General features: G+C 49.0%; 15 protein-coding genes. 10 read left to right on the forward strand and 5 right to left on the reverse strand.

Annotation, left to right across the window (positions count from 1 at the left end; translation table 11 throughout):
* Window positions 1-9 precede the first annotated feature (9 nt).
* Entirely contained in the window at window positions 10-486 is a 477-nt protein-coding gene (napF, locus tag ACZ5R2_RS17240; RefSeq protein WP_464903357.1) for a ferredoxin-type protein NapF, read from the reverse strand.
* Window positions 487-683: 197 nt separating this feature from the next.
* Here napF and narQ point away from each other — a divergent pair, with 197 nt between their 5' ends.
* Both narQ and ACZ5R2_RS17250 read left to right on the forward strand, forming a co-directional pair.
* Window positions 684-2,429, forward strand: a complete 1,746-nt coding sequence (gene narQ / locus ACZ5R2_RS17245; RefSeq protein WP_464903356.1) for a nitrate/nitrite two-component system sensor histidine kinase NarQ — start codon at window positions 684-686, stop codon at window positions 2,427-2,429.
* 10 nt (window positions 2,430-2,439) lie between these two features.
* Entirely contained in the window at window positions 2,440-3,075 is a 636-nt protein-coding gene (locus ACZ5R2_RS17250) for a response regulator (protein ID WP_464919464.1), read from the forward strand.
* Here the strand turns inward: ACZ5R2_RS17250 and ACZ5R2_RS17255 are convergent.
* Complete coding sequence (locus ACZ5R2_RS17255; protein WP_464903355.1) at window positions 3,072-3,710, reverse strand: hypothetical protein; 639 nt, start codon at window positions 3,708-3,710, stop codon at window positions 3,072-3,074. The two genes, ACZ5R2_RS17250 and ACZ5R2_RS17255, sit on opposite strands and share 4 nt — an antisense overlap.
* A gap of 314 nt (window positions 3,711-4,024) precedes the next feature.
* On the opposite strand from ACZ5R2_RS17255, the gene ACZ5R2_RS17260 reads away from it, so the two are divergent.
* Together ACZ5R2_RS17260 and ACZ5R2_RS17265 are read left to right on the forward strand one after the other, a co-directional pair.
* Entirely contained in the window at window positions 4,025-4,561 is a 537-nt protein-coding gene (locus ACZ5R2_RS17260) for a cytochrome b (RefSeq protein ID WP_464903354.1), read from the forward strand.
* Window positions 4,558-5,127: a YceI family protein gene (locus tag ACZ5R2_RS17265; RefSeq protein WP_464903353.1), complete on the forward strand. Its 570-nt coding sequence runs from the start codon at window positions 4,558-4,560 to the stop codon at window positions 5,125-5,127. The genes ACZ5R2_RS17260 and ACZ5R2_RS17265 overlap by 4 nt, the downstream gene beginning before the upstream one ends.
* Before the next feature lie 113 nt (window positions 5,128-5,240).
* Here ACZ5R2_RS17265 and focA read toward each other — a convergent pair whose 3' ends face one another.
* Window positions 5,241-6,719, reverse strand: a complete 1,479-nt coding sequence (gene focA / locus ACZ5R2_RS17270; protein WP_464903352.1) for a formate transporter FocA — start codon at window positions 6,717-6,719, stop codon at window positions 5,241-5,243.
* A 452-nt stretch (window positions 6,720-7,171) separates the two neighbouring features.
* Window positions 7,172-8,797, reverse strand: a complete 1,626-nt coding sequence (locus tag ACZ5R2_RS17275) for a DUF2813 domain-containing protein (RefSeq protein WP_464903351.1) — start codon at window positions 8,795-8,797, stop codon at window positions 7,172-7,174.
* 181 nt (window positions 8,798-8,978) lie between these two features.
* Between ACZ5R2_RS17275 and ACZ5R2_RS17280 the strand changes: the two genes are divergently transcribed.
* The 3 genes from ACZ5R2_RS17280 (at window position 8,979) to ACZ5R2_RS17290 (ending at window position 15,432) form a co-directional block, all read left to right on the forward strand.
* Entirely contained in the window at window positions 8,979-10,706 is a 1,728-nt protein-coding gene (locus tag ACZ5R2_RS17280) for a bifunctional metallophosphatase/5'-nucleotidase (RefSeq protein WP_464903350.1), read from the forward strand.
* Between the two features lie 538 nt (window positions 10,707-11,244).
* Complete coding sequence (locus ACZ5R2_RS17285) at window positions 11,245-12,387, forward strand: exonuclease SbcCD subunit D (RefSeq protein ID WP_464903349.1); 1,143 nt, start codon at window positions 11,245-11,247, stop codon at window positions 12,385-12,387.
* A gap of 3 nt (window positions 12,388-12,390) precedes the next feature.
* The gene (locus tag ACZ5R2_RS17290; RefSeq protein WP_464903348.1) at window positions 12,391-15,432 is read left to right on the forward strand and encodes an AAA family ATPase; all 3,042 of its coding nucleotides are present in this window, start codon (window positions 12,391-12,393) and stop codon (window positions 15,430-15,432) included.
* 32 nt (window positions 15,433-15,464) lie between these two features.
* Here ACZ5R2_RS17290 and ACZ5R2_RS17295 read toward each other — a convergent pair whose 3' ends face one another.
* Window positions 15,465-16,451 (reverse strand): TDT family transporter, encoded by a 987-nt coding sequence (locus ACZ5R2_RS17295; RefSeq protein WP_464903347.1) that lies wholly within the window; start codon window positions 16,449-16,451, stop codon window positions 15,465-15,467.
* 672 nt (window positions 16,452-17,123) lie between these two features.
* On the opposite strand from ACZ5R2_RS17295, the gene ACZ5R2_RS17300 reads away from it, so the two are divergent.
* The 3 genes from ACZ5R2_RS17300 to ACZ5R2_RS17310 all read left to right on the forward strand — a co-directional run bounded on the left by ACZ5R2_RS17300 (window position 17,124) and on the right by ACZ5R2_RS17310 (window position 22,270).
* Complete coding sequence (locus ACZ5R2_RS17300; protein ID WP_464903346.1) at window positions 17,124-18,632, forward strand: NAD(P)H-hydrate dehydratase; 1,509 nt, start codon at window positions 17,124-17,126, stop codon at window positions 18,630-18,632.
* 408 nt (window positions 18,633-19,040) lie between these two features.
* Entirely contained in the window at window positions 19,041-20,084 is a 1,044-nt protein-coding gene (locus ACZ5R2_RS17305; RefSeq protein ID WP_464903345.1) for a GMP reductase, read from the forward strand.
* Window positions 20,085-20,386: 302 nt separating this feature from the next.
* The gene (locus ACZ5R2_RS17310; protein ID WP_464903344.1) at window positions 20,387-22,270 is read left to right on the forward strand and encodes a hypothetical protein; all 1,884 of its coding nucleotides are present in this window, start codon (window positions 20,387-20,389) and stop codon (window positions 22,268-22,270) included.
* The last annotated feature ends 76 nt before the right edge of the window (window positions 22,271-22,346 follow it).

The following is a 22,346-nucleotide window of genomic DNA, read 5'->3' on the forward strand; positions in this document are numbered from 1 at the left end:
TTTGTTGTTTTAATTACTCACGGTTATCGCATTGCTCGGGCAGCTGGCGACACACGCACCGCAGCCGTTACATTGCTCTAGACTGAGTATCGGTTGGGCGACACGACCGAGCTCGGGCTTAAACTGAATCGCCATCGGCTCGCACATATCGCTGCAACTGCGACACTCGATATTATTTTTGGCCAAACATCGCTCGTTAATCTTGGCCTTGTTTTCCCAAGGGGCTTCATGCTGAGGCCTGAATAGCGGCTCATCACACGCCATGGCACAGCGATAGCAAAAGACGCACTCCCCATTTCTAAAATCGACAGTTGGAAAACCTCCATCGCCTTTGATGATAATCTGAGTTTCACAGGCACTGATACACTGGCCGCATTGAGTGCAGTCATTGTGGAGAGATTGCTGGGAGGTAAGCCAAGGAAGCTGATGGGAGAAGGAGGGAGAAGTCCGACTCCGTAATAAGGCTCGCTTGGATAAATCGACCACGCTAATCTCTCCCGTATGTTGCGTTAATGTTAAAAGTATAGCCAAGCTCAGCTACAACCATTTAAATTTCACCACATAAAGTGTAGGTTTGGTCATGTTTGGTTAAATACCTACTAAGAGGTAATTGGTAAATGAGGTTGTTTTAGATCAATAATTGCTCTGGAGAGAGATCACAAATGAGGCAATTGAGTACCTAAATGAATGTTGTACAAGTAATAAAAGGGCGCTTACGGCAATTATCCGCTCAAGACAAATCGGTGACCAAGAACATCGTTTATGCGATGGTGGTGATTGTATTGCTGTCGCTCGGGACAACGACGTTTGCGATCTATAACTTATCCTCTAGCCTCAATGATGCTGAGGCGGTCAATGTCTCTGGTTCAATGCGGATGCAGAGTTATCGGTTGGCGCACGACATACAGATAAACTCCACCGATTTTACTTTCCACATCGAGCAGTTTGAGCAGTCAATCAACTCCACCTCTATGCGAGCGCTGGATGATTGGCGGGTACCAAAGCACATCTCGAATGACTATTTTCAACTACTGACGCGCTGGCAAGAGCTTAAGCAAGTCCTCGAGGGAGAGGCTCCCCAGCAGTATTTGCCGTTAGTCGCAAGCTTTGTTGCCCAAATTGATGATTTTGTACTCAAGCTTCAACTTCACTCGGAGCGCAAATTATCCAATCTCACGGTGATCGGTGGGCTAGGTCTGGGGGGGATCTTACTGTCCAGTATCTATGTGGTTGTGTACATTCGTCGCGAGGTCGTTTCACCTCTAGCCGCGCTTGTGACGGCCAGTAAGCAGGTACAAAATCGTAGCTTTGATGTGAAATTGGAGCAAAACCGCCGGACAGAGATCGGTGAGTTAAGCCGTACCTTCTCCAATATGGCGTTTGAGCTAGGCAAACTGTATCGTGGCTTGGAGCAGGTGGTCGATGAGAAAACGCATGAGCTACAAGGGGCCAACCAGTCATTACAAGTGTTGTACCGCTCATCACAAGAGTTGGCAGGTGCGCGGATTAATATCGATAATTTTCAAGCTATTTTGCGCCATATCGTCAGCATCGAATCGATAGAGCAGGTCCAGCTTGATATTGATGATGTGGATGATAATCATATCTCGCTTGTCGAGGGAGCTCGGATGAATGGGGACAAAATGGCGCCTGAATCGGTGATTTACCGAGATTTAGTTATTGATGGCGAGCATTTGGGAGCGCTGCATTTTTACTGTCAGCATACCCATCCGGAAGCGAGCTTGATCGACAACTTTACTCAGATCCTGTCGCGTGCGATTTTCTATAATCGTGCTCAGCGTCAAGCAGAGCAACTGCTGCTTGCCGAGGAGCGAGCAACGATCGCCCGTGAACTGCACGATTCGCTGGCACAATCGTTGTCCTATCTGAAAATTCAGATGACGCTCCTAAAGCGGCATATGACAGAGCACTCAAGCAACAAACCGCTTAGCATCACGATTTCAGAGTTAGATTCCGGTATTTCAGAGGCTTATACCCAACTTCGCGAGCTATTAACCACTTTTAGACTTACAATTAAACAGGGGGATTTTGGTGTGGCGTTACGCGAGATGTTAGCGCAGCTCAATGAGCAATCCGACACCGAGATCGCGCTGGAAAATGGTTTGTCCTCTGTTGAGTTGGATGCCCATCAGCAAGTGCACTTGCTACAGTTGATTAGAGAGGCGACGATTAACGCCATCAAGCACGCTAGGGCCACCAAGATCGCGATACGTTGTATTGAAGATCATGGCGATGTGTGCGTCACGATCAGCGATGATGGCATCGGGTTTGATAGCAGTGAAGATAAGCTCAATCACTATGGCATGAGTATCATGCGTGAGCGAGCTGACCGCCTGCACGGTCGCTTAACGGTGCAATCTCGACAAATGAGGGGCACTGAGGTGAGTTTGGTATTTTCTTTGGTATAGGGAGATGAAGGTGACAGTAAACAGAGTACTGCTGGTGGACGATCACCCTTTGATGCGCAGAGGGATCAATCAACTGCTCAGCTTCGAAAGTGATTTTGAGGTGGTGGCAGAGGCCAGTAATGGAGCGGACGCCGTTGCCCAGGCAAACCTAACCAACCCAGATCTTATTCTACTCGACCTCAATATGAAGGGCATGTCGGGTTTAGACACCCTCAAGGCATTGCGAGCGGACAATATTGATGCGACGGTGGTGATTCTAACCGTGTCAGACAGTCCCTCTGATATCGATTGGCTGGTAAAAGCAGGGGCAGACGGTTATCTACTCAAAGATACTGAGCCCGACGAGATGGTGCGATTGATCCGCGAGTCACTCAATGGTCAGCCAGCGTACAGTGAGGTAGTAGCCGAGTATCTGCGCAACCGTGGTCAGACTCAAGATAACTTTGATCAATTGACTGAACGAGAGATGCAGATTTTGCAAGAGGTCGCGCAAGGGTTTCGCAATAAACAGATTGCTGACAGGCTATTCATCTCAGAGTCCACGGTGAAGGTGCACATGAAAAGCTTGCTCAAAAAGCTCCAAGTGGCCTCTCGAACGGCGGCGACGATTTTGTATCTCGAGCGTTATGGTGAGATCAAAAGCTAACGCTCCCACTCAATGACTGCGTAGAGCTGGACATATTTGCGCACTAATACCTCGCTATCTACGCGTTTGAGAGGGTGGGCGATCTTGAGGTAGTGGGGCGTCATTGCAAAGTGATGCTCGAAGGTTTGGCGTAACTGCGAGTCACACTCATATAAGCTGATCCCCTGAGACTGGTAGGCGTCAATCTCATCAGGTAGCATCCCCATCCACCAATGGATCAGTTCTCGACTGCTTTGGCTGCGTGTCAGCCAGTGATCTGCCACCACCATTAACAAGTCATTGGGCTGGATAGCATAGCCAAACTCGCTACGCCACTGCACGATATCGTGGATCAGCTTATCGCGGTAGATCCCACTGGCATTAACCATATGTTGGGTGATCACCCAGACACTTCCAAGCTCACAACTGACCCGGTAGTGGTGGGGCAGATCGCGTTTTGGCAACATCTCTAAAGGCACTACTTCGCTAACGTGGCCAAACTCACTAAGCGTCCGTCCCAAGCGACGTGTAAAGGCCAACCCCATATGGTGCTCTGTCATTCCTTTGTTGTGGATCGCTGGGTAGTTGCGCTCACATAGTTTCAAACAGTCGTGCTGAAACTGATTAATACTCTGAACCAAAATATCCGATAGCAATTCGTTGGGTGCTCCATGTTTCGTGAGACTGTTTCTGTCAGGCCCTATTTCTGGAGGCTCATTTCTAAGAGACCATTTCCTAAGAGAAGTTGTCGAGTTGAATATACAATTGCTTGGGTATCAAACCATAGCATAGGTATAGATCTAAATTTATGACATACAAATAGTTTTGTCCTGTTGTTCAAATATTTTGAATGATTTCATCAAATCTCGCTACTTTTCTAAACCCGGTTGATCACAAATACTGACTGTATGGATTTTGCTCACATCCATCGATGACTATCGCTGGTTGACGAGGGATTAACGGATTAGCTATGAAAGCAGTAACGCAATACAACGTAGTTTCTAGACTGTTGCACTGGGTCAGTGCGCTCGTTTTTATCGGTATGTTCGCGGTCGGATTATGGATGGTGGACTTAAGTTATTACAGCGAGTGGTACCGCACAGCCCCGCATTGGCACAAGTCTATCGGTATACTGATCATCACTCTGACCCTCATTCGTTTTGTCTGGAACCGACTCATACCGACACCTGAAATTGAGGGTAGCCCTTTTATCAAAACCGCTGCCCATCTTGGTCACCTTGCGCTCTATGGCCTAATCTTGGTTATTGGTACCTCAGGCTATTTGATATCGACAGAGGATGGCCGAGGCATCGAGGTGTTTAATTGGTTTGAGGTCCCTGGTATTGGCAAGTTATTCGAAGGGCAGGCTGACTTGGCTGGAGAGATCCATTTTTATGCCGCTTGGGCACTAATCATCATGGCGAGTGTTCATGCACTGGCTGCGATCAAACATCATGTGATAGATAAAGATAATACCTTACGCAAAATGATAGGAGGCGCAAAATGAGTAAAGTGGGAATCATTGCCGGATTGGCAGCAGCACTGGCGTTGCCAATGGCTGTGAGCGCAGCAGATTATGTCATCGATACAAAAGGTGCGCATGCATCGGTTAACTTCAAGGTCAGCCATCTCGGCTATAGCTTTATTAAGGGGCGCTTCAATAGCTTTGAGGGTGACTTCTCGTATGACCCTGAGGATGTCAGCGCATCAAAAGTCAATGTAGTAGTTGATACGCGCAGTCTCGATTCAAACCATGCAGAGCGTGATAAGCATATCCGTAGTGGGGATTTTATTGACGCCTCAAAATACTCAAGCGCCACCTTTACCAGCACAAGCGTTACTGACAAAGGCGATGGTATGCTGGACATCAGCGGTGATCTCACTTTACACGGTGTGACCAAACCTATCGTGATCAATGCCGAGTTTATTGGTGCAGGCACAGATCCTTGGGGCGGCGAGCGAGCAGGTTTCCTAGGCACAACGCGACTCGAGCTGGAGGATTTTAATATCCCTGTCATGGGCACATCCAGCTATGTGGACATGGAACTACACGTCGAGGGCATCAAGAAGTAACTCCTATCTCGCCTCTTTTCCGCAGGAAAAAAAAGGTGGCCATAAAGGCCACCTTTTTATCCTATTTCCCAAGAATAATCTCAAAAATGTTTCGCTAGCGCTAAAAGGCTCGGCTAGTTAATGGAGTTGCTTGGTACAAAGCTTGGCGTGCCTGAAAGAGGCTTCGCCTGTGGTTTGTCCAAAGCACCCATTTTGTAAATGCGACACAGCTCGGCCACAACGCGTTTTCTGGTCAATATACCGATAAAGACCCCATTTTCCAGTACAGGCAGTGTGCTTGGCTTGCTCACATGCATGACTTGCGCACGCTGATACTCTGGCAAAGCAACAGTCGGTGCGGCGATATCCAAATCTTCGTTTGAATACAACTGGGTTTTATCGACACACAGATACTCGATCACATCCACCAGGTGATCGCTTGCGTTGACCGCTACCACATTCCGACTCATTACGTCGGCGACTTTGGTGTCCTTACTTGGCAGGTAATCATGACACCAATAATCCACCATCACATCATGCAGTGACAGGAAACCCTCCAAGCGGCCATTAACATCACAAACTGGCGCACCTGGTACTTGGCTATCCAACATCATATCGACGGCTTCTGGCAAAAGCGTATCTGCATTCAATGTCAGTGGACTGGTTTCGGTAAGGCTTCTGACGACAACATCAGAGGGTTTCGTTGCCGTAGGCGCCGTCGCGATAGTTATTGTTCCTACGGAACTTGTATTTGCTTTTAACTGTGGTCGGCGATAGATAGACCAGTTAGCCAGTCCAACTAATACCGAACCACCAAAAATATTACCCAGCGTGACAGGCAGCAAGTTGGCCAACAAGAACGTCGAGACGGTTAAGTCACTGTATTGTTGCGGATCAACAGCAACCATCTGCCAGAAGCTCTCAGGGGCGAAACTATGAATTGCGATTCCTAGCGGAACCATAAACATATTTGCCACCGAGTGCTCGAATCCACTGGAGACGAACATTGCCACCGGCAGGATCATCAGCAGGGCTTTTGTTAAGGCATTGGCTGAGCTAAATGTCATCCAGATGGCTAGGCATACCAACAGATTACATAGCACACCCAAAGCAAAAGCCTGAACTGGTGTATGGTGAATTTTATGCTGAGCGATATTCAGTGCGTTTAAGCCCCATTGACCATCGTGCAAAAGGAGCAGTCCTCCTGCAGAAATCATCAAGAGCATAAACATGGCTCCGACAAAATTACCGATGTATACCTTTGCCCACAGCGAGAGCATTTTCTTCAGAGTGATTTGTCGATTTGCCCAAGAGATACTCGACAGTACTGAACTGGTAAACAGCTCACCACCACACAAAACGATTAAAATCAGCCCCATGCTAAAGACTAAACCACCAGTCAGGCGACTGATGCCCCAACCTGCTGCGGCGCTTCCTGTTGTCACCGTAATATAGAAGACAAACGCAAGTCCGATAAACGCACCGGCCATCACCGCAAGGCTCAGCGTCATACTGCTGGTCTTTTTGGCTTTGCTCAGCGCGAATTTTTCGGCTTCCGCCATCATTTCTGCAGGTGAGAAAAGGAGATTGTTGCTGGAATCGTGATTATTCATAACTTACCCAAGCGATACATCTTTATTTAATCGGTAAACCCGATGTTGTTTTTGGCCTCTTGCCGCAACAACACCACAACTATATCAAGCTGCGCTATGATAAGTAAAATTGATTGAATTTAAAAGCCGTATCACATTTTCTTATATGTAATGTTTGTTTCCACCTGACAGGACTAGAAGTCCGTTCACTTTAGTTGCGGTGAGGCAAGGCTAAGACGATGAAAAAAGAACTCTGATAGAGGTTATCAGTATTTTCGCAGATTTTGTTTACATCAAATATGATTAATATCATTTGGTTATGACTTTAGTGGGATTTGATGAGCATTTTGGTTAACAGGTGTAATTGCACCTTTCAGAAAAGTTGATAGGTTGATTAAGGCGCGTTGATCAACGATTTAGACTCGATGTTGCCTTCAACTTCAGATGTAGCAGCCCTAGGTTTACTTTTAGCCTCAAGTATTACCATTCGCCATTGTCACAACCCGTTTGAGTGTCCAACGTAGCAGCAGCGGGATACAGTCTGCCCCGCGATGCTCACAGTGACCAACAATGGCAAGTGCGAGATCGGGCTTGGCTTTCTTTTTTAGTACCTTATGCACCACTTTTTTAGCCGGAATAGGGTGGTCTGGGGGAATTTTTACCATATCGCGGAAAAACTGCTCAAAGCCATTTTGATAAAGAAAGTGTTCGATATCTCGCTCTGGTAACTCGGTTAATCGATGTCGCTCTTGCTCATCACCGAGCATGGCTCTGACCGCAGCCGCGTACTTCTTCCCTGCTTGGTCACCGTCGGTGACAACATGCCAATCAATATCCAGCGCCTTGGCAACTTTGATCAGCGATTTGAGGCCGGATTGAGCAAACTCGATAATCTGCACGCCCTCCGCAGCAAGGTTGTAGCCGCAGATGTTGGCGATTTCATTAAACAGCCATACCTCCGTTTCCCCCTCGACCAGCAGCCAGCAGCGTGCAAACATAGCACCCGAGCGATGAAAGCGAATATGAAAACCAATGCGGCGCAGTTCGTCTTGACTTAAGTGTCTATCCTTGACATAGCGCGCAACAGTGCGATCGGATTGACGCACCAAGCGCCGGATTGAGAACAGCGAGACTTGACGCAGTAGCTCAGCACTGTTGGTAGTGAGAATTTTTTGCATTGGTAATAGTCGAAGTAGGCTCCATGCCCTAGCTAGATGGGTCGGATGTAAGCGGCCTTCTGGGTCTTCGATCAGCAAAATTGGGCGAGCGCAGCGTCTGAGGTTGCTGGGGCCTTTCGCTTGCAAGTAAGCATTAAGCAGGCCGAGCATCAAGAGGCGGGTTTGCTTACTGCTTGATTCACCGATACTTTGCGCCAAAGTCTGGTCGTGCGTGGTGGCGTGAAAAAGACCATCACGTTTTTGGCGCGGATTATGATTTGCCTTCGCCTTGAAAGAGAAGTAGTGTTCAACAAGTTCATTCATTGTGTTGAGACTGCTCTTTATCTCACCTTTGTTGACATGCCCCGGGGTGGCCAGCAAGCGTCGATAGGTGTTTTGGATGCGCTTTTCGGCTCGGGTATTGATATCCTGGCCGTTGGTATAGTCGGTATAGCGGCGAGAGTCGCGTAGACGGATCACGGGATGCAGCGACATCAGCTCCTGGGCGAGCTTTTCGCTGTGGTGCAGTTTAAGTGGCAGGCCATTCGCATCGAGAAAGGCGTAGTGAGTCGTGATATCATAACCATTGCGTGTGGCACTGAGGCGATAATAGATGCGACGCATACCATCATCATCGAGGGTCCATATCGGTTTTATCTTACGATATCGCCCAGCACGCACTTCGAGTTCATCGCTAGCGATGAAGGATAAGATAATCTGTAAGTGCTGTGTTTGTGGATGCGCGATGGCGTAGTCGACATGGAAATCGGTCATTTCGAACTCATACAACTCCCCTGACGTGGGCAAGGCGATACAAAAAGCATCCAGAAGGGATGACTTGCCCCAGGTATTTTCACCGATAAGGGTGGTGAGTTCATCAAACTGCAAGGAAAGGCGGCGAATACCGCGAAAACCAGAAATCTCTATCCTATCTAGCTGCATCTTGTCTCCTTAGTGAGAGACCCTGTGTTTCTAGAGTATAGCAGGTAGAAAAAAATCACTGGCAGTTCCCTCACAAAAACAAAGACTTGTAAATAATTCATTAAAACAAGCTATTGCGGTTAATCAATCTGTCATCTGCCTTGCGCTAGGATAACGATAAGTACAAACAAGAGAAAATTCTATGAGCGAGAAACGCCATAAGGCCGTCAGAATGACGGTTGCCCACATTAATGACACCCATTCTTACTTTGAGCCCACCTCGTTGCAACTGCATCTGACTGAGCTTGACCCCATCGTTGAGCCATACGTCAGTGCGGGGGGCTTTGCTCGGGTTGCCACACGTAGTAAGCAACTCCGTGCCCAAGCTGCACGTGATAATCGTGGCTTTGCTTTTTTACACGCTGGTGATTGTTTCCAAGGTACCCTGTACTTCTCCCTGTTTAAGGGGCGCGCCAATGCCGCGATGCTTAACGCACTGAATTTAGATGCCATGGCCTTGGGAAATCACGAGCTCGACCTGGGTAACGAACCTGTGGCAGATTTTGCCCAGCGAATCGAGTTTCCGCTCCTAGCTGGCAACTGGGATCTGTCGAATGAGGCAGCCCACAAGCGTAACAAGATTAGCCGTAATCAAAATGTCTATGCCTACCACAATGAGCAGCAAGTGGCGCGCTGGGTTGTTCAGCAGGTCGATGGAGAGCCTGTGGCCATCTTTGGCCTGTCGCTAGACAAAATGACCGATATTGCCAACCCAGACCCAGATACCCCGTTTGTGAACTCTCTCGACGTGGCGCAACGCACCGTGACAGCGATTCGTACCAGTGGTGTGAACAAGATTATATTGCTTAGCCATCTTGGCTATGAGCAAGACAAAGCGCTTGCGGAGCAGGTTGAAGGCATTGGCCTGATTGTCGGTGGCCACAGTCATCGCCTACAAGGCGATTTTTCATCGCTGGGGTTTGCTGCTGATGAGATTTATGGTCAGTTGATCAATGGCTGCTATGTGGTGCAGGCGGGTTATCATGCATTATCCATCGGCCACTGTCATATCGACTTTGATCGTGATGGCAAGGTGGTTCGATTTGAGGGTAAAAATGAGCTGCTGTTTGGTCGTCGAGTGTTTCTTGACGCCAGTCTAAGTGAGCCGCGCAGTGATGCGCAGTATCAAGCGGCATGTGAGTGGATTCGCCAGCACCCTAACGTAGTGGTATGTAAGAAAGATCCCGAGGTGCAGGGCTTACTGCGTGATAACTATATGCCTCGCGTTAAGCAACTCTCAGAGCAAGTCGTCACTGTCCTTGAACGGCCACTTCGCCATGTCCGCATTCCTGACCAGCAGGGTGCGAGTGAGGTGGCGCCTCTCGTCACGGACTCGTTTTTGTTCGCAATGAGAAATCGAGGCCACGATATCCAATTTGCATTACATAATGCTGGTGGGGTGCGCAATTCTCTCCATGCCGGTGAGGTCTCGGTTGCCGATATTGCCGGAAAATTATTGCCATTTGCCGTGCCGATCGGTGTTTACCGTCTCTCGGGAGAGGCACTTCGCCTGACACTCGAGGGTGCGATCAATAATGCGCTCAATAATGGGGTCGAGGGCACTGGCTCAGGTTCATACCCTTACACCAGTCGCTTGCGCTTTAGTTATCAACCGGATAACCCACAGGGCGAGCGCATAGAACACCTGCAGATCTGCGATGATCAGGGGGTTTGGCAAGACGTCCATCCAGAGGCAATCTATTGCGGCACCTCATCGGCTTATACTATGAAGGGTAAAGAGGGTTATGACGCGATACTGAGCCAGCTCCCAGGCTCAATAGTAACCACCGTCTCGATGGCCGATTGTTTTGTCGAATACCTGCAAGCGCGACCAGAGAGCCAAGCAATATCACAAAAAGCAGTCATTTGAACGAGATGTAATCATTTTGGCGTATAATTTGCTAAACATTGTAACCAATTGACAACATTGGGGAAGGTTCCCCAATCACAGAGAATGAGGTTAACAATGTCGCGCAAAGGATGGTTCGATGCTGCTGTGGTGATGATATGGGTTGGGGCTTGGGGGGCGTTGGCTTATTGGCTCCCTTTATAGATAGAGTCGAGAGACGAGATCGGGCTTTGCCCTGCGAGAGGCGAGGGGAGTGTGTGGTACTGTCAGGTGAAAAGCCAGGCTCCTCAATTTTTTAAATTGTCCGTATGAAAAGAGTTGACATTGTTGCGTCAACTCCGCAAATTTTTCTCGCCTCTCGCCTCTCGCCTCTCGCCTCTCGCCTCTCGCCTCTCGCCTCTCGCCTCTCGCCTCTCGCCTCTCGCCTCTCGCCTCTCGCCTCTCGCCTCTCGCCTCTCGCCTCTCGCCTCTCGCCTCTCGCCTCTCGCCTCTCGCCTCTCGCCTCTCGCCTCTCGCTAAAGTATGATGGTGTCATTGCCCCAGTTATCTTGAACTTAGCATGAAATTTATTCATACCTCTGATTGGCACCTTGGTCGCCAATTTCATAACTTGTCGCTGCTTGATGATCAGAAAGCGGTGTTAGATGATTTTATTGCCTACGTGCGTGACAACCCAGTCGATGCCGTGATCGTGGCTGGTGATATCTATGATCGCTCGGTGCCGCCCACCGCGGCGATTGAGCTAATGAATCAAACCGTTGATACCATCTGTCGTGAACTTGGGATTGCGATGATTGTGATACCGGGCAACCATGATGGGGCGCAGCGCTTGGGTTTTGCTGCGCAGCAGATGAAGTCGGCGGGGCTGCATATTATCAGTGACTTCAATTCGATGCTGACTCCGATTATTTTGCGCAGTGAGCAAGCCGGAGAGGTGGCGTTTTATGGCATGCCATTTAACGACCCAGAGCAAGTACGCCATCACTATCAACAGCCGGTGGCGAGTCATGATGAAGCGCATGCGTTGTTGTGTGAAAACATCCTCACTGCGGCAGGGGAGCATAAGAACAAGGTGCTGATCAGTCACTGCTTTGTTGATGGTGCGATGGAGTCAGACTCAGAGCGTCCACTCTCCATTGGTGGATCTGATCGGGTCAACAGCCAGCACTTTATTCCGTTCGATTACGTCGCCTTGGGGCACCTACATCAAGCGCAAAAGCGCGCTGTCGAGTATATTCGCTACAGTGGTTCATTGATGAAATACAGCTTTTCTGAGCAGCACCATAACAAGGGCATGACGCTCGTCGAGTTTGACCGCAACGGCTTCAAAAGTGCCACACCGATTGAGTTTCGGGCGCCGCATCAAATGCGCATTATTGAAGGGTATCTCGACGAGATCATAACAGCGGGCGAAACCGATCCAAATACACACGACTACTTGCTGGTTAGGCTGCTTGATCAACACGCGATTCTTGATCCGATGGATAAGCTGCGCAGCGTCTACTCCAATGTCTTGCACCTCGAGAAACCGGGTATGTTGATTGGCGTTGACCAAGAGGTAGGACGTGCACGTTTGGCCCGTGGTGAGCTGGATATGTTCAAGGACTTTTTTGCCGAGGTACAGAATCAGCCGTTGAGTGACGAGCAAGATGCGGCGATTGCGACGGTTATTGAGACACTCACGAAGCAAAAGGACAGTTAAGCGATGAAGCCAATTAAACTTATCTTTCAGGCTTTTGGCCCTTTTGCTGCGCGCCAAGAAGTCAATTTCGATGAACTTGGTCAAGCCCCACTGTTTTTGATCAATGGCCCGACTGGCGCGGGCAAAAGTACCCTGCTCGATGCGATCTGTTTTGCCCTGTACGGTGAGACCACAGGCAGTGAGCGCACAGGCGATCAGATGCGTTGTGACCAAGCTCAGCCAAGCCAACTAACCCAAGTTGAGTTCACGTTTGCGTTGGGGGGAAAACAATACCGTATCGAGCGCAGCCCTGAGCAACAAGTGCCGAAACAGCGCGGTGAAGGTACGACCAAGAAAACCCATAGCGCGGCGCTTTATCAAATCACTGATGGTGAAGAGCAACTGTTGGTCAATCGACCTAATCCAGTAGCTAAATACGTTATCGAATTAATGGGACTGGATGTAAAACAGTTTCGCCAAGTCATGGTGATCCCGCAGGGACGTTTTCGTGAGCTACTGACGGCAAACTCAAAAGAGCGTGAACAGATTTTTGGCCAACTATTCTCGACGCATATTTATCGCGATATCGAGCGAATTTTGTTTGAGCAAGCGGCGGATATCCGCAAGCAAAAAGAGCAGTTTGATAATCAAATCAAAGGGGTGTTGGAGCTGGCTGAGGTGGAGTCAGAGCAAGACTTAACCGCGACGATATCGGCTCAAGCGCCTTTAGTTGAGCAGGCGAGCTCAGCACTGAGCGCGGCGAAAAAGGCGCAAGAAGTGGCGCAAGCCGCCCTGCAACAGGGACAAGAAGTCAGCGTCAAGTTTGCCAGTAAGGCTAAGCTCAAACTTGAGCTTGAGCAGCTTGAGCAGCAAAGTGAAGCGATGAATATACGCCGTACCCAGTTACACCAAGCTCGTCAGGCGACTGGACTGGTGCCGGCTTCTCAGGCGTTGTCCCAAGCCCAAGTCGCACACCGCAAAGCGCTGGAAGCCCATCAACAGGCTCATGCTCAGCTTACGCTGGCCAAAGCAGAGCATGAGCAGCAAGGCCAAGGGTTACAGGTTGCAAAGACGCAGGCAGAGTCGCTTACAGAGCTTGAGAAGCGTCGTTTTCAGCTTGAGGCGCGTGTTGACCAGCTTAGTCAGTTTGATCGTCAGCAGCACGCTCTGCGCACTGCCGAACAAGGTGTGGCTGAACACGAACAAACACTGGCACAGCAGCAGGCTCAGTTGCAGCAGCAAGAGCAGCAGCTAAAGGCGCTGACCGAACAACTGGATCAGGCCAAGCAATCAGCGCTGACCTTGCCACTACTTGAGCAACAAGCCCAAGCGATCAGTGAACAGCTCAGCACACTCTCTGAAGTCGCGACTACACAGACCGCTCTAGAGCAGTGCCAAGCCAATGTGATGGCAGCTGATGTTGAGCTTGCGCGTCGTCAACAAGCGTTTAATCAGCACAAGCAGTTTGCTGATCAGCAAGAGTATCAATGGCATAGCACCCAAGCTGCGCAATTGGCTCAGTTGTTAGAGGATGGGGTCGCTTGCCCGGTGTGTGGGAGTGATAGCCACCCCAAACCCGCATTAGCGGCAGGTAGCCTGGTGACGAAAGTAGAGGTTGATGCTGCACGCGCTCAACAGCAGCAGAGTTTAGTTTGGGTCGAGGAGCAGCAGCAAGCGTGTCAGGCCCAGCAGATCGCATTGAGCAAGGTTGAGAAAGCACTCGAGGGCTGGCAGCGCCACCTCGACTCACAGCTGAGTCAAGAGGCTCAAACCTTACAGCAGCAAGCACAAGAGCTAGACAAACAAATTCAACACCACAAGCAGTGGAACGTTGAGCAGGCAAGCAAAGCTTTAAGCCTTTGCCAGCAGCAGATCACCCAGCAGCAAGCGCGTTTACAAAACCAAGAGCAGGCGAACAAGGTCGCCTTACAAGACAAAACCATGCTCGAAGGGCAGATTGCCAATCTACGTCGTACACTGGGGGATGAAAATCTTGATCTTGTGGCCACAAAGCAAGCCCAGCAGAGCCTAGTCAATCAGATTGGTCAACTGAAAGTGAATCTAGAGCGGGCACAAACCGAGTTCAATCGCAGTGCGCAAGCCCTGACGGCTGCCACTACTCTAGAGGCCAGCACGCTTGAGCAGAGTAAAGAGTGTCAAAAGCTAGAGCTTGAGCGACAAGAGCAGTGGCAACAAGCACTTAACCAGAGTGAGTTTGATAGTGACCACGCCTTCCAACAGGCGGTATTGAGTGAGGAGCAGGTTGGGCAAATTCAGGCAGATCTAACAGCATTTGATCAGTTGCTGGCAAAAAATGCCGGTGCACTACAGCAGTTAAGCCTTGAGCTCACCGAGCTGCAACAGCCAGATCTTGAGCGCTTGGCCACAGAGTTAGAGTCGCTGCGCCAAAGCTATCAGCAAGCGCTTACTGAGCATACTCAAGTGCAAGGTGTTGCAACGAACCTAAACAAAGTCAAGCTGCGCTTGGCTGAGCTTTACCAGCAAAACGACAAGCTGGACAAAGCGTATCAGGTTTATGGCACGCTGAGCGATGTCGCCAATGGCAAGACCGGTTCAAAAGTGAGTTTGCATCGCTTTGTTCTAGGCGTTCTACTCGATGACGTACTTATTCAAGCAACTCAGCGCTTGCGAGTGATGAGTAAAGGGCGCTATGAGTTATTGCGCAGAGAGCAGCGGGCCAAGGGCAACGTTGGTTCCGGCTTGGATCTGTTGGTCGAGGATGCCTACAGCGGCAAAACGCGTGATGTTGCGACCCTCTCTGGCGGTGAGTCGTTTATGGCGGCGCTGTCTCTCGCGCTTGGTTTGTCCGATGTGGTGCAGTCATACAGTGGCGGCATCCGCCTTGATACCCTGTTTATCGATGAGGGCTTTGGCAGCCTAGATCCTGAGTCGTTGGACTTGGCCATCCAAACCTTGATGGAGCTGCAGCAAAGCGGTCGAACTATCGGGATTATCTCGCACGTTTCAGAGCTGAAAGAGCAGATGAACCTGCGGATCGATGTGACTCCCTCGCGAGCAGGAAGCCAGTTGTCCGTGGTTCGCTAGTGCTAGGCCCGCTCGAAACACCTCAGAGCGGGCTAACACTCTCTGCCGTTCATACGCTCATTAACAAAGCGCGACAGCTTGAGCTCTGGCCAATACATAGTGAAATAGCGCAAGATCACCCAAATCACCATACCAGTTGCGATGGTGAGTTCAAGAAAGCCAAACTTGTGCAGCCAGTGCCAATGGGGATGGAAGTGCTCAAAGAAATCGGTTAATCGATACATGGCAACCGCACTGATCACCGATGGGAAGGTCACTGCCGCGATAGATGGCTGAAATCTCAACCTCATCAATCGGATATAGCAGATGTAGATCAGTAGGGTCATGGTGACCGCAATGCCCGCCAACGCCCCGGTCAGGATTGGGTCTGGGTCGTTAAAATTGACTAAGTAGGCTGCCAGTGTCAGGTTGATAGGCGCGGCCATGATAGCCAGCGTCGGACGGGCGCGTTTTGGTAGCATGCCCTCAAACACCAAGCGATACAGCACCAATGGCAACATAAAGAAGTAGATCGTAATACAGATCTCGACCAAAGTAACTGAGAAAACGTTATAGCCAAATTGGGTGCCGGCGAGTGAGCTGCTGATCATACCCACTGGATATAAGAACCAGCTCGGTACGATGTTCGACATCTTGAAATTGCGCAGTTGCAGCGAAAAAAACACCAGCATATTGGTCAGGTGTAAGGTGATCGCAAGCATCCACAGAGGATAGGCTATCCATGGCGAGATCAGCGCAAGGTAATCACACAAAATCAACAGCGCCATACTCATCGGCGCCATCAGGCTCCCGCTAAGCGGGTGACGAATGTCATTGAAGTAGAGACGTGGATGCAGAAGGTACTTGATCAGCACCGGGCCGAGCAAGAAAGCACCAAACGCGGCCAAAAATGGCTGGGCAGGACCACCAATGCTAGGTAAATACAGCGCCCACGCTTGACCAAGCCCGATCACGCCAAGGGCGAGGGAGGCTTGTGAGGTGGGAACATTCTGAAATTGGGTGAGTCTTCTCCAGTTCAAGGGGCTATCTCTAACGATGATTTACGGGCTAATTCAAGGGGGTATGTACTTTAAACGGCAACATGGCTTGAGTGCTTAACCAAGTTACGCAAATTTAGTGGGGCATATTCTAGCAAACAATGTATTTTGAGTGCAGTTGTGAAAGAGAAATGATAAGACAAGAAAAACCCAAACTAAGTTTGCATTTTAGGTAAGTTGAGCCATATTTAAAGGGTAAGGCATGACAGTTCAACTCGCAGGGAGGACAAAACGGCCTTACCTACAATTTGGATGGATTCATACTTCATTTCTGCATCCTCGTCTATCACTGTTTCTATTCTTGTTTGGAACGGTCCGCAAGCTCACGTAATGAGTAACGAGGGATAAGGCGCACCTAGATCGTGCGCCTTTTGTCTTTTTGTATCTAGCCTATTCCGTGGCTTAATTCTTGCCAAAACTAAAACTTAACCATCTTGGTAACATCACAGCTATGAGGTGGATGTTTTTTGCCTCGATTACCAAGCTTATCTGAAGTAAAGGTTAATCGATCTGTGACTCAGCAAGAGAGGTGGCAATCCCTTACACTCTTCCTATATCCAAGTGATATCAATACCGGTGCTGAGGACTACATCTTGAGGTCACTTGACGTTAGCTTTTTGTTTGCCGATAGGGGAATGACAAGGGAGTGGTAATATGAAGGATGTGAAGTTTTTATACACCAGTGAGCAGATTAAGCGTAGCGAGCAAAAAATCGCTGAGCATTATCGTTTCCCTCTGTATGACTTGATGCTCAAGGCAGGCCAAGCCGTGTTTGAATACTGCCAAGCGCGTTTTCCTAACGCCGAGCATTGGCTGGTGGTTTGCGGTAAGGGCAACAATGGCGGAGATGGCTATGTGGTTGCCGATTTGGCCCGCTCTAGAGGTTTTACCGTTAGCTTGGTAGAGCTGGAATCATGCACTGACAACCAAGGTGATGCGGCCAAGGCTCGTCAACATTATATCTCGCGTTGGGGCGTACCCCAGTTAGCGACTAATGAACTTGATTTAGCCGTTCAACCTGATGTAGTGATCGATGCACTGCTGGGCACGGGATTGAGCGGTAAAGTGAGGTCGGATTATGCCGAGATTATCCATCACATTAATGCCATGGCAGCCCCCGTGGTGGCGGTGGACTTACCCTCAGGACTAAATGCTGACACTGGTCAGGCGATGGGGACGGCAGTCAGGGCCAGCGCGACAGTCAGCTTTATTGGTGTTAAGTGCGGCTTGGTCACTGGGGAAGCGCGGCATTATTGCGGTGAATTGCACTTTGCACCACTCGATATTGCCACTCAAACTCTACACCAGTTCGAGCCTAGCAATATTCAGGTGATAAGCGATGAGTCTCTCTCGGGCTTCACTAGACAACGAAGTGCGATCGCGCACAAAGGCAGTCATGGTCGTCTGTTAATCGTGGGTGGGGCTGCGGGCATGCTCGGTGCAGTGCGGCTTGCAAGTGGGGCAGCGCTGCGAGTTGGGGCTGGATTGGTCAAAGCCTGTGTTGATGTGCAATCTATGCCAGCATTGCAAGCAGGACAAGCTGAGTTAATGGCCAGTGATTGGGAGCAGTGTTCACAACAACAATTAGCCTGGGCTGACTCGCTTGTCTTAGGACCTGGCTTGGGTCAGTGCGCCAAGGCAGACAGCGTGTGCAAAAGCGTGTTCGAACATCAGTTCAAGGCTAACTGTGCAGGCATAGTGGTTGATGCCGATGGGCTTAATTATTTAGCTAAGCACCCTAGTACTCATGGCCATTGGGTTTTAACGCCTCACCCCGGTGAGGCGGCAAGGCTGTTGAACTGCTCGATTCAAGAGGTAGAGCGCGACCGATATGCGGCAGTGGCCGCACTATGGCAGCGCTACAGAGGCATCATTGTACTCAAAGGGGCGGGAACTTTAATCTGTGATGGTCATACGACTTGGGTATGTACTCAGGGCAATCCAGGCATGGCAACTGGTGGGATGGGCGACGTATTAGCGGGGCTTATCGGGGCATTTATTGCTCAAGGCTACAGCTTGGGTCAAGCCACTCTTCTCGGGGTCTATATCCACAGCTTGAGTGCCGATGTGTGTGCTGAGCAATCGGGTGAAATTGGCTTATTGGCATCAGACTTGATCCCGGAACTGCGTAAGGTGATTAATCATCTCGCCAATTTACACTAGAAATTAAACTAATTTGTGAGGTTAAACGGTATAGACCAAGGGAAATAGGCCTCTTATGTGTAACCTATTGATCACGAAAAGGGTTTGAAATGTCGTTTGAGTAGACAAAATAAGCGTTTATTATGGCGGGTGAATCTGTGTAGTCACAGGTGGGTTTTATTAAGTAATTGATTCTAAGGGATAAAAATCGATTAAGGGGCCGCAGATATGCAACTTTCTGTGATAGTATCACAAAAAAAATACAAATATCAGACTTGCCGGAAATAAATCACAGCCTATAATGCTGAAAACCGGAGCGTCTGCCAACGCTCCGGTTTTTTTGTGTCCGAAGATAAGTAACCTCGTCTGCCAACGATTTTACAACGCACTCTGAGTGACACATCGATAGATGAATCAAGGAAATACATAATGCGTATCGAACAAGAACTTAAGCTCGGTTTTAAAGACGTCCTATTCCGCCCAAAGCGTTCCACGCTAAAAAGCCGCTCTCAAGTAAATTTAACCCGCGAGTTTACCTTCAAGCATAGCGGTCGTCAATGGTCAGGTGTACCAGTTATCGCAGCAAATATGGACTCTGTGGGCAGCTTTGAAATGGCAACCGCACTGGCCGAGCACGGCGTAATGACCGCGATGCACAAGCACTACACGGTTGAGCAGTGGGCTGAGTTTGTTAAAGGTGCCAGTAAAGAGACCCTGAACAAGGTATTTGTCTCAACAGGTACCTCAGATCGTGATTTTGAAAAAACCAAAGACATCATGGCGCTAAGCGATGATCTTGAGTTTATCTGTATCGATATCGCCAATGGTTATTCAGAGCACTTGGTTGAGTACGTAGAAAAAGTGCGTGCCCACTTCCCAACTAAGACTATCTCAGCGGGTAATGTGGTTACTGGTGATATGTGTGAAGAGCTTATTCTAGCTGGTGCGGATATCGTTAAAGTTGGTATTGGGCCCGGCTCTGTGTGCACTACGCGTGTTAAGACTGGTGTAGGCTACCCACAGCTTTCTGCAATTATCGAGTGTGCGGATGCCGCTCACGGCCTAGGTGGCATGATCATCGGTGATGGCGGCTGCGCATGTGCAGGTGATGTGGCGAAAGCCTTCGGCGGCGGCGCTGACTTCGTTATGCTCGGCGGCATGCTGGCCGGTCACGAAGAGTCAGGTGGTGAAGTGATCGAGAAAGATGGCAAGATGCTGATGAAGTTCTACGGCATGTCTTCACAGTCAGCGATGGATAAGCATTCGGGTGGTGTAGCGCAATACCGCGCTGCGGAAGGTAAAACTGTTCTGCTCCCATTCCGTGGATCTGTCCACAACACCATTTCTGACATCCTCGGTGGGGTACGCTCTACCTGTACTTATGTCGGTGCAGCTAAGCTTAAAGAGCTGACTAAGCGTACGACTTTTATCCGCGTACAAGAGCAAGAGAATAACGTGTTTGGCAAAGAGTGAGTAGTTTAGGCTCAGTGTCATAGAACTAATTGTTCAAGTAACCATAAGAAAGATGAATACTTGAATGGCATGCTTGGTATTTTGTTCAGATAAACTTTTGGAAAAGTCAGGGTTGATACTCTGGCTTTTCTATATTTAGTTATTTACTGATAATTGAATATTTTAAAGCAATCATTAGTGGAACTAATATGGTGATTCTGTGACTCTAATCTGGCACGTGCGATAGTTTGGCTGGTGGTCAAATTTTGCCCGTTAGCTTTGCGCTATCCTGAGTTCTTTTTGAGCAATAGGTCAGCAACCACATGAACAATCATCACAAGCTTTTAGCTGCAATCCCCCTTATTGGCTGTTTAGCCTATCTCCCAACAGCTGCAGCAATGCCGGATACGGTTAGCCAATGTTTGGATAACCTCTCACTTCAGACAGATACACAAAACTGGAACGGCCTGAGAACCGGCATCACTCGCTGTAACAATGAGATTCAAAAAGCACTGGATAATGACCAGCTGAATGAGAAGGATTTTACTCAAGCTCATCAGTCATTAAGCCAAGCGCTGACGGTAAATAATCAACACGGACGCGTGCTTCCTCCGATTTTGCTATTCAATGATCCGGTTAAGATAAATAAAGCCAACCGGAACTACCTCAATACCTTGCGCAGGCACCTCAATACGTTAAATAAAAACGTGGCAAGTGGCGCTAAGGAAGCGAATATCAACAAGGCGGTGCAAGCGGTGGATAAAGAGTTGCTCAAATTGGAGCAAAGGGCGTCGGGCTTTGATTTATCTCTATACAGGAAAGCTAAGCAGCGTTTACTGGAAAGTGGTCAGGCAGGGGCGACTGCCCAGCTGCAACAGGAGATAGATCAGTGTATAGATAACCTTAAAAAACAGTCGCCAGTTCAAGGTTATAATCGCGCCTTCAATGTCGAGAGCAAAAAGTGTCTTCGCTTGGTTCAACAATCGATTGATGATAACGCCGAACTTGATCATCAGAGCAATATTACTGCACTGCAGCAGACAGTTGCGGACTTCAACCAACAAGTGGCGATTCCAGTTTCTACCCCTGAGATCTTTGTTGAGAACGTCAAACTCAGTGGTAAGCAACTCAAGCTAGTTCAACAACTGCGCACTCAGCTTCGCTCATTGCAAGAAGCGGTGCCCTACCCAGCGACGGGCAGCTACTCTGAAAATCCTAACACCCGTAATTGGGAGCGCTACGCCAACAACGCTAAAAGTTCGATGGATGAGATAGCCGGAGAAATACCGGCGCTCGACTTGAGTGCGTATCAAGTAAGTCATGATACCTCCACCAAACAAATTCAGAGCGTTATAGACCTTGGCGAAGTCGTTAAAGAGCTAGAAAGAACTAAAGCGGGTATTGCTCAGGTCATTTATCAGTTTAAGTACACTCCATCATTTGTTAGGCGCTGGGAGCAGGCTGGGTCTTGGCTTGATCATCAGGACCGTTTGCATGCCATTGCAACCCAGTATGAGCAAGATGAAATGGTCATGGCGATGGTCATTGAGATCTCAAATTTGTATGAGCAAGCTGAAGGGCAGCTTGAACAAGCCATTACTCAGTCATTCCCACTGTTTGAGGAAGCAGCTACGTCCTATGTGGACCCAAATGGGCGTTACTTCTCTCTTCGACCGACTAACGATATCAATGATGCGCTAGAGCGTTTAGCACTTGAGATTGATACCTGGCAGCCATATCTTCCTGAGTCGAAGATGATTCCGGCTTACCAAAAAAAACTTGGGGATATAAAGGTAATTGCAAGCCAGGCAATCAATGATGGTGAGCAGCAGCAAAGATTGAGAATCGAGCAGGAGACAGCGCAGGCCACTCTGCCCAAGGTCATCGCACAGCAAAACAACCAATGGCAAGCTTCGATTCAAGCCTCAATTGAACGCCAGATAGAGAATGGGCGGATCAATGTCTATCAGAACGTGCTTTGGACGCCGCACCAATCGAACAATCTATGGGAGCAGACTAATCACTCATTGACAGGTCAACCCCTGTATCAGAGTACCATGTATAAAACGGTGCTAGTCGATGTGAACCAAGAATGTCACGTCGTCAATGTTGAAGCTAGGCGAGCTCATGAGGGTGGGGGGAATTACGCCTTGCCTTATATGGAAACGCTGTATCGAAGTTACCCAATTGACTGTGCGAAGTTTTAGTTACGGTCGCTGTCCGAGTGAGGCTTGGCGTGACTAGAATTAGGCAGAGATAGACAAAAGCCAGAGCTAAAAAACT

The sequence above is a fragment of the Vibrio sabulosilitoris genome (genome assembly GCF_055391395.1).

Excerpts from the sequence above, each read along its gene's own strand:
- narQ (WP_464903356.1), top strand. The coding sequence starts at position 684 with ATGAATGTTGTACAAGTAATAAAAGGGCGCTTACGGCAATTATCCGCT.
- ACZ5R2_RS17300 (WP_464903346.1), top strand. The coding sequence starts at position 17,124 with ATGAAGGATGTGAAGTTTTTATACACCAGTGAGCAGATTAAGCGTAGC.
- ACZ5R2_RS17285 (WP_464903349.1), top strand. The coding sequence starts at position 11,245 with ATGAAATTTATTCATACCTCTGATTGGCACCTTGGTCGCCAATTTCAT.
- ACZ5R2_RS17280 (WP_464903350.1), top strand. The coding sequence starts at position 8,979 with ATGAGCGAGAAACGCCATAAGGCCGTCAGAATGACGGTTGCCCACATT.
- ACZ5R2_RS17290 (WP_464903348.1), top strand. The coding sequence starts at position 12,391 with ATGAAGCCAATTAAACTTATCTTTCAGGCTTTTGGCCCTTTTGCTGCG.
- ACZ5R2_RS17260 (WP_464903354.1), top strand. The coding sequence starts at position 4,025 with ATGAAAGCAGTAACGCAATACAACGTAGTTTCTAGACTGTTGCACTGG.
- ACZ5R2_RS17310 (WP_464903344.1), top strand. The coding sequence starts at position 20,387 with ATGAACAATCATCACAAGCTTTTAGCTGCAATCCCCCTTATTGGCTGT.
- ACZ5R2_RS17305 (WP_464903345.1), top strand. The coding sequence starts at position 19,041 with ATGCGTATCGAACAAGAACTTAAGCTCGGTTTTAAAGACGTCCTATTC.
- focA (WP_464903352.1), bottom strand. The coding sequence starts at position 6,719 with ATGAATAATCACGATTCCAGCAACAATCTCCTTTTCTCACCTGCAGAA.
- ACZ5R2_RS17265 (WP_464903353.1), top strand. The coding sequence starts at position 4,558 with ATGAGTAAAGTGGGAATCATTGCCGGATTGGCAGCAGCACTGGCGTTG.
- ACZ5R2_RS17275 (WP_464903351.1), bottom strand. The coding sequence starts at position 8,797 with ATGCAGCTAGATAGGATAGAGATTTCTGGTTTTCGCGGTATTCGCCGC.